Raw genomic sequence first — 13,114 nt, 5'->3', positions numbered from 1 at the left:
AGGAGGTTAAAAAGAATGGCTCACGATCATTTTCGCGACCGCATTCCTGGCACGCCGCGCTTTAAAGAAAAAGATAAGAAGAAGCCGCTTGGAACGGAACCGTTCTTTCCAAACTTTCTTCTGAAAGAATGGATCGTTGGTTCTTTGTTCTTGGTCGCCTTTATCCTTTGGATCATCTTCAACCCGGTACATCTGACAGATGTTGCCGATCCGAACCCGTCGGGCTTCATCCCGATGCCGGACTGGTACTTCCTGTTCCTGTACCAATTGCTGAAATACTTCCCGGGCGACATGGTCTGGATGGGTACTGTCGTAATTCCTGGTATCGCATCCGGTCTGTTGATCCTCGCGCCGTGGTTGGACAACAGCAAAGCTCGTCATCCGTTCAAGCGTCCGGTCGCAACCACCGCGATGGTGTTGACCTTGCTGTTGATGATCTGGATGACTTATGAAGCAGAAGTCCAGCACGAAGATGCGCTGGCAAACGCTCCGAAGCCGGTCGACAAGTCGGACATGCCGACTGACACCGCGATCGTCGATGAAGGCGATGCTGGTGCAGCTGTGTTCAAGCAGTCTTGCGCAGGTTGTCACGGTCAGGATATGAAAGGCGCGGTAGGTCCGTACCTGCTGGGCGTTGGTAACAAGTATGATGCCGCACAACTGGAAGAAGTCATCACCAAAGGCTTCCCACCAGGCATGCCTCCGGGCGGTGGTCTCTCCGACAAAGAGAAGATCAAAGAAGTGGCAGCATGGCTTTCCAAGCAAAAGCAAAAATAACGGCGAAGCCGACCCGGGCAACTGGGTCGGCTTTTTGCTCAGGAGGTACCTGACCTATGCTCCAAACGGTTCGAGCTCAGCTGATGAGCAGACCCTTTTTGTGGTTGCTCTTCATCTGCAATCTGCTCGGCTCAATCTATGGATTCTATTGGTATGCAGATCAATTGGCCGCTACGCCTTGGTATTGGACTTTCTTTGTGCCAGACAGCCCGACATCATCCAGCCTGTTCACCCTTGTCGTGCTGCTCTGGCTGATCGGGCGCTCGTCCCCACTGCTCGAAATGCTGGCGATGGTGACCAACATCAAGTATGGCATTTGGGCGTGTGGCGTCATCTTTACATATGGAGCAGCAGATGGCTCGATCGAACCGCAAAATTGGATGCTGGTGGTGTCGCACGGCGCGATGGCAGTGGAAGTCATCCTCTATAACTTCGCCTACAAGTTTGACTGGCGCTTGCTTTGGGTGGGTGCGATCTGGCTGTTGTACAATGATTTTGTCGACTATGTGTATCGCATCCATCCCTATCTGCAGGACGATCGCTTTTTTGCAGATGTGATGTTCTGGACCCCGATCTTGAGCATCGCTACATTGCTGCTGACCGCTGTGTTGCGTCCGAAAATTCTCCGGAACAAGCATGTCTAATTTTTTGCCTCCCTCCATATAGATGTGGTGGGAGGCGATTTTTATGTGTAGGCGCTTGACTTGGATGTTCGTCCTCTTTCTTCTCGTCTTTCGCGTCTCGCCCGTGCAGGCTGCAGAACTGGTGAACCCGATCACCCTCTATCAAGAGAGCGTCAAAGTTGAGAATATGGTCAAACAAGGGGAAAACCCAGCCAAAGTGCTACCTGCGCTTGAAGCATTGTCTGACATGTACACGCGGCTCGATCCGCGCAACATCGTGCAGCGAATTGAAGGGCAGCAGGCGATCACGACCGAGCTGCTCGCCTTGAAGCAGATGTTTGCAGCTGTCAAAGGCCCGGAGCAAGCGGTCGCCGAATACAGGATGCATCGGTTGACGGTCGCCTTCGACTCGCTGGCCTATCCGACCGCACCAGCATGGTTGCCCGTTGCGCGTTCGATGGAGAACCAATTGGATAAGCTGATCGAAGCGGTCGCCAAGCAGGAGCAAAAGTCGGCGCGCGCGACGCTGACCAAGCTGCGCCAAGAAAGGGATCAGATCTGGCTGGCTCTGCAAGTGCATGGGAATCCGAGCGATCTGAACACGCTGCTCTCCGCCCATCGCTTCGTCGAGTCACAACTTGCGGGGGAGCAGGTGACAGACAAACAGGGCGTGCTCGACGCGCTCGGTTCGTACAAGGCTGCGCTTGGCCATGTGACAGCCAATCGCCAGAGCGCCGAGGAAGCGCCGTTTCTGCCCGTGCTGCATCTGACGCTCGATCCGGTGATGTATGGAACGGCAGGAGCTCTGTTGCTCGCAGCTTTTGGTTGGCGGATGTTTCGCAAAAAGAAAAACTAGGAATCCGCAGGACTCCTAGTTTTTCGTCTGTTTGAGCGGGTTAAACCCTTCGCCGAGCACATCGTGAACGTCGTTGACGACGATAAAGGATTGCGGGTCGATCATGCGGCAGAGATCGTGAACGCGGGTGATCTCCTCGCGGGAAACGACAACGTACAGCACTTGCTTGTCGCGGCCCGTATAGCCGCCGACCCCGTTTAAGAGAGTCGTGCCCCGCTCCAACTGCTTGTGAATCTCCTCGGCGATCTGCGTGCTCTGGTCGGAGATGATGAACATGGCGCGGGAAGTGGAAACCCCTTCGATGACCATGTCGATGACGCGCGCCGAGACGAACAGGGCGATCAACGAGTACATGGCCACATCTTTGCCGATGATGAAGGCGACCACAGTGATCACCAACAGGTCGATCAAGAACAGCGTCCGACCGATGCTCAGGCCGAAGTAATGTTTGGCTAAGCGCGCGATAATATCGGCTCCACCGGTCGTAGCGCCAAAGCGGAAGATGATGCCAAGCCCGATCCCCGAGAAGACGCCGCCATAGAGCGCGGCGAGAATTTTATCTTCCACCCCCATCAAGAACAGGTCTTTGGTCAGCTCTGCAAACATCGAGACCGAGACGACACCGAAGATCGTCTTGAGCAAAAAGTCGCGACCGAATCGCTTCCAGCCGATCAAAAAGAGCGGAATGTTCAGGATGAGGAACGTAAAGCCGACCGGGATGTTAAACAGATAATAGCCGAGGATCGAAATGCCGACAAAGCCGCCTTCTGCGAGCCCATTTGCGATCAGAAAGTTATTCAATCCAAAGGTAAATACGAAGGCACCGACAAGAATGCCGAAATACTCAAGAGCATAACGTTGCATGTCGAATCCGCCTTTCTATCCAATTCTAAGCGATCATACATGATCTAGTGTACCTACCACTCAAGTATCCCACAAGGAAAAAAGAAATAGACGTAATTTTCGTATCATAGGAAAACAAGGAGGGCAGTGATGAAGCGAAACTTTGCACGAAAAGTCCAGATGACGGGAGCGATTTTGCTGATCTGGGCGTTTTTCCAAGACATCCTGCTCACGCTCTCGTCGATGACATTCATCCGCGGTGAACATGGCAAATGGCAGTTGGTGCTGCAGTCAGAAAAGATCGCGCCCGTCTGGTCGATCTTGGCCTTGCTGTTTGTTCTGTTCGGGGTGATCGCCTTTGTCGGTGGGTTTCTGGCGAAGAAGCGGGTTCGAAAGCGAGACGAGCAGGGGCGAAGCAAGCTGACATTGCGCGACCTGTTCGTCTCGCTCGGGTGGGTCGGACTGCTGTTTTTTGGCGGCGTGTTTTTCTATTATTTCGGCGGATCTTCGCTGATTCCCGAATGGTTTCGCACGTCGCCTGGCGCGAGCTCGCTCGGGGGCGTCTCGATGCAGATTGCAGCCATCTTGGTCATTCCGATCTACTTTCGAAAGGGATTGTCGGAGATCGGGCTCAAGCGGCCGATGCTCTCTTGGAAGATGGCCGGCTATGTGCTGATGTTTTTCGTATTCGTCTATACGATGTCGCTGTTGACCAACTCGCTCTCCGAGTGGGTGGGGATCGACACCGATTCGTATCGTGAGAAACACATCTCACAAGAGCTGCTCGATGCGAAGGCGTTCGGGATGATGATGTCGATGCTTCCGCTGCTTTCGACCGCTGTGATCGCGCCGCTTGGCGAGGAGTTGCTCTTTCGCGGCGTGCTGCAGTCCGTCCTGACCGCCAGGTGGGGCGCTTCGGTCGGAGTGGTCGGATCGGCCTTGCTCTTTTCGCTGATTCACGCCGATCCGGTGTTGTTTTTGCCGATCTTCATCATGGGAGTGCTGTTTAGCATGCTCTACCGGATCACCGGCACGCTTTGGGCACCGATCTGGCTCCATGCGCTCAACAATCTGGTGGCGAGCATCCACGATCTGCTATAGGTAAAAAAAGACAGCCTTCCCGCTGGGGAAGGCTGTCTACAGCATATGTAGGCTCAACGTTTGTTACGGCGGCGCTTGCGCCAATACACAATTCCGTAGACGAGAGCGATGATGACGGCGGCACCGACAATCCAGAATACAAATTGGTGAGTGAGCGAGGTCACCTTCGTCCAATGTACGCCCAGCATGTTCCCCAGGGTGATAAATGTGAGCGACCAGATCACACCGCCGCTGTATGCATAGATGGCGAACGATTTGAAGGGCATCTTCGACAATCCGGCTGCAAAAGCGGTCACATGACGGATGCCCGGAATAAAGTATCCGACGACCAGAACAAATTTGCCAAAGCGGTTGTACCATCGGTTGACAACATCGAGGCGCTTCTCGTTGATGCCGAAGCGACGGCCATACTTTTCGACAAGGGGTAGACCGAAGCGATGCCCAAGCCAGTAGGAGGTAGAAATCCCCACGATGCTACCTGAGATCGCGGTCAGTAGAGTGATTGTGTAGTTCATCATACCTTGAGAGATTAGGTAGCCGCAGTAGGTCATCAAGATCTCGTCAGGGATCGGCAAGCCAACGATGCCCAATACCAGCGAGAGAAAGAGACCGAAGTATCCATAAGTTGTCACAATCTCTAAGACGGTTTCTTTAATCATAATGTATGCCCCAAGCACCTGCCTTCCCTTGACAACACGCCAATATAGAATAACATGGCAATTTGCTAAATACAATTGTATCAAGACTTTCTTCTATTTCCCATTACATTCTGTCTACAGTTTTGGATCTGCCGTTCTGAAAGGGAAGGCGCTCCCGTTACGCTCATCGCTCAGCGGTGAGCTTTTTTCATGTTGACGCGCGAGTAAACGATATCGGTGCAGTCGGAACTTTCGACATAGTAAAGGTGTTCGATTGACATGTTTTGTTGTTTTGAAATAATGATAGAGATGATTAACGGGGAGGATACGATGATGCGCTTTCCGACCAAGCAGTTCCTTCGATCGAGTCAACAAGCGGACTCGGTCGGACAACCGAATCGATCACCGACCATCCACAGCTCGAACATGATCATGCAGATGCAAAAGCGGTTGGGGAACCGTGCGACACTTCAGTTTCTCCAGTCGCAATTGCAGCCGACTGGCAGTGCTGTAGCGCAAGGCAAATTTGAAGATGACGCAGGAACCCGATTCGACTCGGAGGCGGATCTCTCCGGATTACAAATTGTTCCGAGCGCAAAGTTGAAGGCGATGACCAATTCTCAGGAGAAGTATTGGATTTCCACTCAAGCGGATCTTGTCACTTACAACGGTGGACAGGCGGTTCGCATGTTGCCAGATAAAAAACATATTATCGGAGAGACGCATGGCGATGGAAAATTCGATCGGGAGACCGCCCCTTGGCCAAATGTGAAGAGAATGCGGGAGGGGATCAAAAACATCGATGATGCCTCTGTCGTCACTGCATATAATCAGAATAAAAAGCCGGCAGATGCTCCTCTGGAAGAGGAGATGGGGGATCTGACGGCAGGGAAGGACTTAGCTCTTGAGGACTACAATGCGTACAGCATCACCCAGCTGGCGATCATCAATCAAAAATTCCGAGCTTCGAAAGATTTAAAGCTTATTCAACAAGATTTTGTTTCTGCAGTCGAGTGTGCAGAGCCATTCAAAATTCTATTCAACTATTTCCAAATTGGTCTTCCTCTTTTGAAAAAGCAGCAGCGCAGCGAGCGTGAGACGCTGTATGTGAATGTGGCGTCCGTCGTTGCGGATCATCTCACAGCATTTGGCGATCTGCGCGACATCGTGGGACAGAAGAAAGGATCATCCGCGCTGTCTCAAGATCAAATTTTTGCGATCGAGGACCTGCTCGGCGGGGTGATCAAAGAGCTCTATAAGCTCGTCGCGGCGGATGACACGAGAGGTGGGATGGCCAAACTGTTTTTCGATCATCCCCTCGTAAAAATGAACAAGGGTCACAAGGTGGACGGGGATGTGCTCGACCAAGTACAAGCGCTCAACGAAGGCAATCCGTTCCGAGAAGCGGCGATGGTCAGAAGAATCAACGCGGCAAGCGCCCCGCTGTTCGTGCAGATCGGCAAAGCTCATGTCAATCGAGTGAAGGCGCAAGTGAGCAATGCGGAAGGCTATCAAGATGGAGACGACTTTAAGACGAAAACGACCTATCAACCGTGACGTTGTGCGTGGAGCGTTCGACGAAGCGTTGGCGTCGCACTGCGGCTCGATCATCAGTTCCCTCAGCTCCATCCACATGCACTTGCTCCTGAAGACCCCGTCGAAACACGGGGTCTTTGTTCTGGTTTGTTCTCCTACTGGCAAGGAATGGCGAAGGAGCAGCATCGTCGCGCCCGCTGCCAGCAGATCATTTGGCAGCTTCCCGCCTTGGCCAGAGCAGCAGGAGCAGCAGGAGGAAGCTGACATAGCCAAACACCGGGTACAGATAATGGACGATCGTCGAAAAGCCGATCTGAGCGACAAAGAAAGCGGCGGTCAAGATCACGACGGTGATCAGCGAGCCGTGCATCTTGTTTTGTGGGCTGGTCAGCTGTGAGCTCAAGCCGAAGACGTTGGCGATCAGCGTCGAGTAGATCTCGCCCCAGAGCGCTGCTACAAACACGCCTTGCATCAGCGGTGAGAACGTTGAGGACAAAAAGCCCATCGGCACCTCATATTCGGCGATCAGCGGCATGCGGGTCGACATCGCGTATTGGGAGCAGAGCAGCATCACGCCGAGCCCGAGCGCACCGAGCAGACCTCCGAGCTTTAACGCTCGCTTGCTTCGAATCTCGCCGCCGAGCGGCACGAGCACAGAGACGGCAAGTCCCAGGTTGAGCGCTGCGTAGGTGATGGCGGAGAGGATCCAGGCGAACTGCTTCGCATTGTCAGCAGGTGCGATCGTCTGTGGAGGATGTTCAGTTTGCAAAAAGCTCTGCACAAAGATGGTCAGCACGACGAACAGCATCACCGGCACGATGATCGTGTTGGCAGCCATGATCCCTTTCATGCCGCGCAAGATCGTCAGAAAGGTCAGCAGCATCGTCAAGAGCACGCCGACCTGAAAGGACAGCTGCAACTGCTCCTTGAACAGCGCCCCCACGCCGGCCAGCATGGCGACAGTGACGAAAAAGAGCATGACCATCATCGCCGTGTCGATGATCATCGCAAACCGACTGCCAAACAGATAAAAGGTCATCTCGCGATACGAGCGGGCGCGCAGTTTATGACCGAGCAGGAGCACCCGGACGCCGACCCATGCGAACATGATGACGGCCAGGAGGATGGCAGGGTAGGCCATCGGTCCGAGCAGGGTGAAAAATTGCAAGATCTCCTGACCGGAAGCGAATCCAGCGCCCACGACCGTCCCGATGTAGGTGAAGGCGATCTGTAGTGAAAGTCGAAGATCGGTTCCATTCATAGCTTATCCCCCCTACTAGCAACCATATTATTTAAAACGTCGATTCATGCAACCGATCGTACAAGCATAGGTGATATACAGGACAAGAAAAGGGGAGGGAAAGGTGAATTGACGTTATGGGAGGCGATCTTTCTTGGCATCATCCAAGGCGTGACCGAATTCTTGCCGATCTCAAGCTCAGGTCATCTCGTCTTGTTTCAACGAGTGTTGCATCTGGAAGAGGGAGCTTTGACGTTCGATATCCTGTTGCATCTGGGCACACTGATCGCCGTGTTCGCCGTCTTTTGGCGCGATATCGCACAGATCTTGCGCAATCCGCTCGGCAAGATGGGACGCTTGCTGCTGGTGGGGGCGCTGCCAACTGCGGTGATCGGCTTTCTGTTCAAAGATTATTTTGATGCGGTGTTTGCGTCCGGCTCGACTTTGGGCGCGGAGTTTGTGATCACCGGCGCAGTGATCTGGTGGGCAGACGCGGCGAGACAGGGTTTCAAACGGGAGGGGGAGATGGGCTATGCGGACGCACTGCTGATCGGCACTTTGCAAGGGGTGGCGATCATGCCCGCACTCTCGCGCTCCGGACTCACGATCATGGGCGCACTGTTTCGTGGACTGGACCGCGAGTTTGCCGCCAAATATTCGTTCCTGATGTCGATCCCCGTCATCTTGGGGGCGGTGGTGTTCGATCTGTCTGATGCGATGGCTGCAGGCACGACGATCGGCATCGCCGAGGTCGCAGGGATGTTGGCAGCTGCGATCGCCGGCTTCTTTGCCATCCGCTACATGGTCGCGCTGATCGTGCGCCGCGGGTTGCGCGCCTTCGCTTGGTACGTCTGGTTGCTCGGCGGTCTGATCCTGCTCGATCAGCTGTTCACGAACTATTTCTTCAAGTTTTAATCTCGGGTCGAAGACAGGCGAAAAACCTTTCGTTTGCAGAATAGTAAAACAATCTTAACTGCTATATGACTTGGACCGTAATGCCTCTCAAAATAGCTAATTGCGGTCTTTTTTTGTTGGATTCAGTTATGTGGTTATTGATGGTGAAGAGAAAGTATTTCGTCAACTTTTTCTCACATGGCTATTTTGAAGGATTGGCTGTGAAAGGAGGGTTATTTTGGAAATCAAATCGATCTGATTATTTGTTAACCTGTGATCGTGCAAGTTTTCCCGACAATCTATTGGCATAAAGTATTCGACAATTCCTGGGTGATAATAGAAGGTCTAGTAATACTGTGAAATATCAATTACCTATATACATATTTTCTTGGATTACATATGTTGACAATTGTAAAAGGTATAGGTATATTTTACATACCGACCGGTTGGAATTTATAAAAGCAAACGAGGTGCTGTTGGGTGAAACTTTTTACGGCTGTAATGATGACAGTAGCAATGACTAGTATTTTTGCATCGAGTGTTATGGCAGCGGGTCCTGCAGAAGAAGTAATCCCGGGTGAGGGAGGAGCATTCAATTTCCTGAATGGTGATGTACTTGTAACAGATATTAATCGTCTGAAGGACTTTAACTATGGTCATGCTGCAATTGTCTATAACGGTAAAACTGCAGAAGCATGGCCGAATGGGGATGGGGGTTTGCAAAATAAAAACTTGTCGACTTGGACTTCATTAAGCCGTTACGCCGTACTTCGTCCAAAGTCTGGCGGTACTTCTGCTGCAAACTGGGCTCAATCTGAAGTGGATCGACATACGATTAACTATTTCATCACTGCAAACCTTTACGACAAAACCCTCACGTACTGCAGTAAGTTTGTATGGCAGTCATTTTACTACGGAGCGGGGATCACGATTAATTCGGTTGGTGGGATGGTGACACCCCAAACCTTGTATAATGACACAACGCACTTTACACGCGTATACAACACTATTGGAACTTGGCAGTAATAATAGAATTAGGCAATGGAGCGTTTTTTAGCACTCCTTTGCCTAATTCTCAATAACTCAATTTGGGGGGATTAGTTTGAAAACTAGAGCTTCAGTACTGTTGTTACTCTTTATGGCAATTCCTGGAGCAATCTGTTTTTTTATCGTTGGGATCTACGGTAGCTCGTATATGAATATTAAGCCGGAGGCAAGTGAGTGGGAGAAAATCCTCTACGCACTCGAGAACTCTTATGCTGCTTGGCTACTCGTGTTAATCTTGCTCTTAATGATCAGTATCGTAATTTATGAGGTCAAAAAAAGAGTTGCAAAATAGTTGGCTGTGGCAAGAAAGGGGGAAGTAATATGGTAACAAAACATGAAATCAAGACCGCGCAAACCATAGAAAAATTAAAGAAAGCTGCGTTTGAGTTGTTCGCACAGAAGGGATATGCAGTAACGAGTGTAAACGATATCACACAAGCAGCCGGTTATTCAAAAGGCGCCTATTACTCCCACTTTAGCAACAAGGAAGAAATATTTCTTCTTATCATGGAAGAGAGAATGATTGAACAGCATCAAAGAATCACTCACTTTTTGGGGGAAGATCCCGTTGAAGCTCAAAATGTAGAACAATTGCTTTACGAAATTTTTCAATACATTTTTCAAATGGCACTCGATCAATATTGGGTACCGATGTTTATCGAATTTATCGCGAACAGTAATCGGTCGGAAAAAGTTCAGGCTGGACTAACCCAGATGTATATTAACTGGCGGCAAGTGATTGAACAGCTATTACTTGATCTTGAAACGAGAAAACTTATTCGGCCTAAACTTCCCATTTCTGTACTTGCTGTAACAATCATAGCTATGTTCGACGGTTATAATATTCAATCTCATGTGGATAAAGATACTGATCCAACTCAGCAGTTTATGGTGGTTCGCGAGTTGTTATTTTAAGCGCTGAAAGCACAAACAAAAACGGATTAGGACGAAATGTCCTGATCCGTTTTGCTATGCAACCTTCATCGCCTGTTGGAACGAGAGCTCCAAGCGACGAAGCGAGCGATTTTGAAGAAGTGAAACAGAAGCGCGAGCACCACGACGCCGCCAAAGAGGAGCAACCAGTTTTTCAGCACGATCAGCGAGAGGAACCAGTGCTGTTGGCTCGGGTCTGCCACAGCAGCCATCATCGGCAGCATCGGGGCAAAGACTTCGGTTGCCGACTGACCCCATCCCATGTTATAGAAGATGAGGGTGAAAGCGCCTGCCAGCACGGCGTGCAAGAGGCGGGCGAACATGTACGGCGTCATGCGAATATCTGTGCCGGTCAGCACCGAGGCGACCTGCGCGTGCACGGAGAGGCCCGACCAAGCGATGATGAAGGAGACGATGATCACCTGTTCGATCAGCGGAGCGGAAGTCTGCGCCGCCATCGCCGAACCGATATCGATCTCAAAGATCCCCGCGACAAACGATTGCACAAGGTTCACATCGAGCCCGATCATGCGGAACAGCGCCTCGATCGGAAGTGCGAGGAACGGAACGATGCCGGAGAGGGTCAGCACTTTGAACAGGACGGCGAAGAAGATGATAAATCCAAGGATCATTAACAGCGTCTTCATCGAGTCGTTGACCGAATCGCCGAGCAGTTTGCCAAAGGAGCGGCCGTCTTCTTCGCGAGCGCGCATCATCTCGCCAAATGCACGCTTGAAGATGTTGCCTTTTACTCGGGTCTCCTGGACGATGTCATCTTCCCGAAAGCGGCGCTCTGTGCGAACGCCATAAAACTTGAACAGCAGGCCGACCAAAAACGCCGATATGTAATGGGCAATGGCCAGCAGCATCCCAAGCTGTGGCGAATGGAACATCCCCACCGCGACAGCTCCGAACATAAAGAGTGGATCGGCCGTGTTGGTGAAAGCGAGCATTCGTTCACCTTCGATGCGGGTGCACAGCTTGTTCTTGCGAAATTTGGACGTGATGACCGCATCCATCGGATACCCGGCGGCAAGTCCCATCGAGAGGGCGAAAGCGCCGACGCCTGGCACGGAGAACAGCGGGCGCATCAGCGGTTCGAGCAAGACGCCGAGCGCATGTACGACCCCGATGCCGAGCAGCAGTTCAGAGAGGATGAAAAACGGCAAGAGGGACGGGAATACAACGTCCCAGAAAAGCTTCAACCCGTCTACCCCGGCTTTAAACCCTTCCTGCGGGTACAAGACCAGGGACAAGGTGAGAAAGACGACCACGGTGGCCAAGATCGTCGTTAACGAACGCTTCGGCGCTGTGGACATTGAGAGCCTCATCTCCTTTTTCGTTCACAGATTACGGACTACCCTTATCCATACATATGGACGCGCCCGCTTGAAAATTCGTCTCGTTCAGCAAGTTATGGTACTCTAGACAAAAGATGCATGGAGGTGGCTGCGCGAATGGCAGATATGACGATCAAAGAGATGCAACAAGATGTGGACAAGTATATCTCGCAATTTAAAGAGGGGTATTTCCATCCGATGACGCTCGTCGTGCGGCTGACGGAGGAGCTCGGGGAGTTGGCGCGGGAAGTCAACCATAGCCACGGTGAGAAGCCGAAGAAGCAAGAGGAAGCGGAAGGCTCGATCGCGCTTGAGCTCGGCGACATGATGTTTGTGATCACCTGCCTGGCAAACTCGCTCGGCATCGACTTGGAAGAGGCGCACAAGGCGGTCATTCACAAGTTCAATACGCGAGATGCGAACCGCTGGACGCGGATCGACGCAGAGTGAGGATGCAAGGAGGAACGAAAGATGGCAGATAGAATTCGCGTGGTGGTCGTCGGTGCGAAAGGCCGCATGGGACGAGAGACGGTAAAAGCGGTGTTAAACGATCCGGAGCTTGAGCTGGTCGGCGCAGTCGATCGCAGCTTAAACGGTGTGCTCGTCGCGGAGGTGACCGGCGTGGAGACGGGGGGCTTGCAGTTTTCCAACGATCTCGACAAGACCCTGCTTGAGACGAAGGCGGACGTCATGGTCGACTTTACCAATCCGGCGGTGATCAAAGGCAACATCGACACGGCGATTCAATATGGCGTGCGCCCGGTGGTCGGAACGACCGGAATGACGCCAGAGGAGATTGCAGCTTGGGACGAGTCGTGCAAAGAGCGGGGGATCGGCGGGGTGATCGCGCCAAACTTTGCGATCGGGGCGATCTTGATGATGCGCTTTGCGGCAGAAGCTGCCCGCTTTCTCCCACACGTTGAGATCATTGAGATGCATCACGATCAAAAGCTGGATGCTCCATCGGGCACGGCGATCAAGACGCTGGAATTGATCGCCAAAGAGCGGGAGAAAATGGGGCAAGGACACCCGGACGAGCATGAGAGCATCGCAGGGTCGCGCGGCGGCGATTATGAGGGGATGCGCGTGCACAGCGTGCGACTGCCCGGCTATGTCGCCCACCAGCAGGTGATCTTCGGCGGGCTCGGGCAGACGCTGACGATTCGCCACGACTCGATCAACCGTGAATCGTTCATGCCGGGTGTGGTGATGTCATGCAAAGAAGTGATGAAATATGAAGGCATGGTCTACGGACTGGAGAATCTGCTTTTCTAATGACGGAGGGA

General features: G+C 52.2%; 14 protein-coding genes. 10 read left to right on the top strand and 4 right to left on the bottom strand.

Features of this window, described 5'->3' with window-relative positions:
* Positions 1–15 precede the first annotated feature (15 nt).
* The 3 genes from ACFSOY_RS14755 to ACFSOY_RS14745 are packed head-to-tail and all read left to right on the top strand — an operon-like array spanning position 16 to position 2,256.
* Positions 16–777, top strand: coding sequence for a menaquinol-cytochrome c reductase cytochrome b/c subunit (locus ACFSOY_RS14755; protein ID WP_386047861.1), 762 nt, complete (start codon positions 16–18; stop codon positions 775–777).
* Positions 778–833: 56 nt separating this feature from the next.
* Positions 834–1,421 (top strand): DUF1405 domain-containing protein, encoded by a 588-nt coding sequence (locus ACFSOY_RS14750; protein ID WP_386047859.1) that lies wholly within the window; start codon positions 834–836, stop codon positions 1,419–1,421.
* A gap of 43 nt (positions 1,422–1,464) precedes the next feature.
* Positions 1,465–2,256, top strand: coding sequence for a sporulation protein YpjB (locus ACFSOY_RS14745; RefSeq protein WP_386047857.1), 792 nt, complete (start codon positions 1,465–1,467; stop codon positions 2,254–2,256).
* 15 nt (positions 2,257–2,271) lie between these two features.
* Here ACFSOY_RS14745 and ACFSOY_RS14740 read toward each other — a convergent pair whose 3' ends face one another.
* A complete protein-coding gene (locus ACFSOY_RS14740; RefSeq protein WP_386047855.1) occupies positions 2,272–3,120 on the bottom strand; it encodes a YitT family protein in 849 nt (282 codons plus the stop codon).
* 129 nt (positions 3,121–3,249) lie between these two features.
* Between ACFSOY_RS14740 and ACFSOY_RS14735 the strand changes: the two genes are divergently transcribed.
* Entirely contained in the window at positions 3,250–4,200 is a 951-nt protein-coding gene (locus tag ACFSOY_RS14735; RefSeq protein WP_386047853.1) for a CPBP family intramembrane glutamic endopeptidase, read from the top strand.
* A gap of 53 nt (positions 4,201–4,253) precedes the next feature.
* Here the strand turns inward: ACFSOY_RS14735 and ACFSOY_RS14730 are convergent, their stop codons facing one another.
* Positions 4,254–4,859 carry a DedA family protein gene (locus ACFSOY_RS14730; protein ID WP_386047852.1) on the bottom strand — a complete coding sequence of 202 codons (606 nt, stop codon included), beginning with the start codon at positions 4,857–4,859 and terminating at the stop codon, positions 4,254–4,256.
* 309 nt (positions 4,860–5,168) lie between these two features.
* On the opposite strand from ACFSOY_RS14730, the gene ACFSOY_RS14725 reads away from it, so the two are divergent.
* Entirely contained in the window at positions 5,169–6,395 is a 1,227-nt protein-coding gene (locus ACFSOY_RS14725; RefSeq protein ID WP_386047851.1) for a hypothetical protein, read from the top strand.
* Between the two features lie 187 nt (positions 6,396–6,582).
* Here ACFSOY_RS14725 and ACFSOY_RS14720 read toward each other — a convergent pair whose 3' ends face one another.
* Positions 6,583–7,635, bottom strand: coding sequence for a YkvI family membrane protein (locus ACFSOY_RS14720; RefSeq protein ID WP_386047849.1), 1,053 nt, complete (start codon positions 7,633–7,635; stop codon positions 6,583–6,585).
* 108 nt (positions 7,636–7,743) lie between these two features.
* On the opposite strand from ACFSOY_RS14720, the gene ACFSOY_RS14715 reads away from it, so the two are divergent.
* The 3 genes from ACFSOY_RS14715 to ACFSOY_RS14705 all read left to right on the top strand — a co-directional run bounded on the left by ACFSOY_RS14715 (position 7,744) and on the right by ACFSOY_RS14705 (position 10,470).
* On the top strand, positions 7,744–8,529 hold the full coding sequence (locus ACFSOY_RS14715) for an undecaprenyl-diphosphate phosphatase (RefSeq protein WP_386047847.1): 786 nt from the start codon (positions 7,744–7,746) through the stop codon (positions 8,527–8,529).
* 459 nt (positions 8,530–8,988) lie between these two features.
* Positions 8,989–9,534: a hypothetical protein gene (locus tag ACFSOY_RS14710; RefSeq protein WP_386047845.1), complete on the top strand. Its 546-nt coding sequence runs from the start codon at positions 8,989–8,991 to the stop codon at positions 9,532–9,534.
* 342 nt (positions 9,535–9,876) lie between these two features.
* The gene (locus ACFSOY_RS14705; RefSeq protein ID WP_386047843.1) at positions 9,877–10,470 is read left to right on the top strand and encodes a TetR/AcrR family transcriptional regulator; all 594 of its coding nucleotides are present in this window, start codon (positions 9,877–9,879) and stop codon (positions 10,468–10,470) included.
* Positions 10,471–10,535: 65 nt separating this feature from the next.
* Here the strand turns inward: ACFSOY_RS14705 and ylbJ are convergent, their stop codons facing one another.
* Complete coding sequence (gene ylbJ, locus ACFSOY_RS14700) at positions 10,536–11,807, bottom strand: sporulation integral membrane protein YlbJ (protein WP_386047842.1); 1,272 nt, start codon at positions 11,805–11,807, stop codon at positions 10,536–10,538.
* A 138-nt stretch (positions 11,808–11,945) separates the two neighbouring features.
* On the opposite strand from ylbJ, the gene ACFSOY_RS14695 reads away from it, so the two are divergent.
* Both ACFSOY_RS14695 and dapB read left to right on the top strand, forming a co-directional pair.
* Positions 11,946–12,278, top strand: a complete 333-nt coding sequence (locus ACFSOY_RS14695) for a nucleotide pyrophosphohydrolase (protein ID WP_386047840.1) — start codon at positions 11,946–11,948, stop codon at positions 12,276–12,278.
* A gap of 21 nt (positions 12,279–12,299) precedes the next feature.
* On the top strand, positions 12,300–13,103 hold the full coding sequence (dapB, locus tag ACFSOY_RS14690; RefSeq protein ID WP_386047838.1) for a 4-hydroxy-tetrahydrodipicolinate reductase: 804 nt from the start codon (positions 12,300–12,302) through the stop codon (positions 13,101–13,103).
* Positions 13,104–13,114 lie beyond the last annotated feature (11 nt).

Source organism: Tumebacillus lipolyticus (genome assembly GCF_042682745.1).
Lineage (GTDB): Bacteria > Bacillota > Bacilli > Tumebacillales > Tumebacillaceae > Tumebacillus_A > Tumebacillus_A lipolyticus.
This window is presented reverse-complemented; position numbering and strand designations above follow the sequence as displayed.

Coding starts and splice junctions, on each gene's coding strand:
- ACFSOY_RS14755 (WP_386047861.1), top strand. CDS start 16: ATGGCTCACGATCATTTTCGCGACCGCATTCCTGGCACGCCGCGCTTT.
- ACFSOY_RS14750 (WP_386047859.1), top strand. CDS start 834: ATGCTCCAAACGGTTCGAGCTCAGCTGATGAGCAGACCCTTTTTGTGG.
- ACFSOY_RS14745 (WP_386047857.1), top strand. CDS start 1,465: ATGTGTAGGCGCTTGACTTGGATGTTCGTCCTCTTTCTTCTCGTCTTT.
- ACFSOY_RS14740 (WP_386047855.1), bottom strand. CDS start 3,120: ATGCAACGTTATGCTCTTGAGTATTTCGGCATTCTTGTCGGTGCCTTC.
- ACFSOY_RS14735 (WP_386047853.1), top strand. CDS start 3,250: ATGAAGCGAAACTTTGCACGAAAAGTCCAGATGACGGGAGCGATTTTG.
- ACFSOY_RS14730 (WP_386047852.1), bottom strand. CDS start 4,859: ATGATTAAAGAAACCGTCTTAGAGATTGTGACAACTTATGGATACTTC.
- ACFSOY_RS14725 (WP_386047851.1), top strand. CDS start 5,169: ATGATGCGCTTTCCGACCAAGCAGTTCCTTCGATCGAGTCAACAAGCG.
- ACFSOY_RS14720 (WP_386047849.1), bottom strand. CDS start 7,635: ATGAATGGAACCGATCTTCGACTTTCACTACAGATCGCCTTCACCTAC.
- ACFSOY_RS14705 (WP_386047843.1), top strand. CDS start 9,877: ATGGTAACAAAACATGAAATCAAGACCGCGCAAACCATAGAAAAATTA.
- ylbJ (WP_386047842.1), bottom strand. CDS start 11,807: ATGTCCACAGCGCCGAAGCGTTCGTTAACGACGATCTTGGCCACCGTG.
- ACFSOY_RS14695 (WP_386047840.1), top strand. CDS start 11,946: ATGGCAGATATGACGATCAAAGAGATGCAACAAGATGTGGACAAGTAT.
- dapB (WP_386047838.1), top strand. CDS start 12,300: ATGGCAGATAGAATTCGCGTGGTGGTCGTCGGTGCGAAAGGCCGCATG.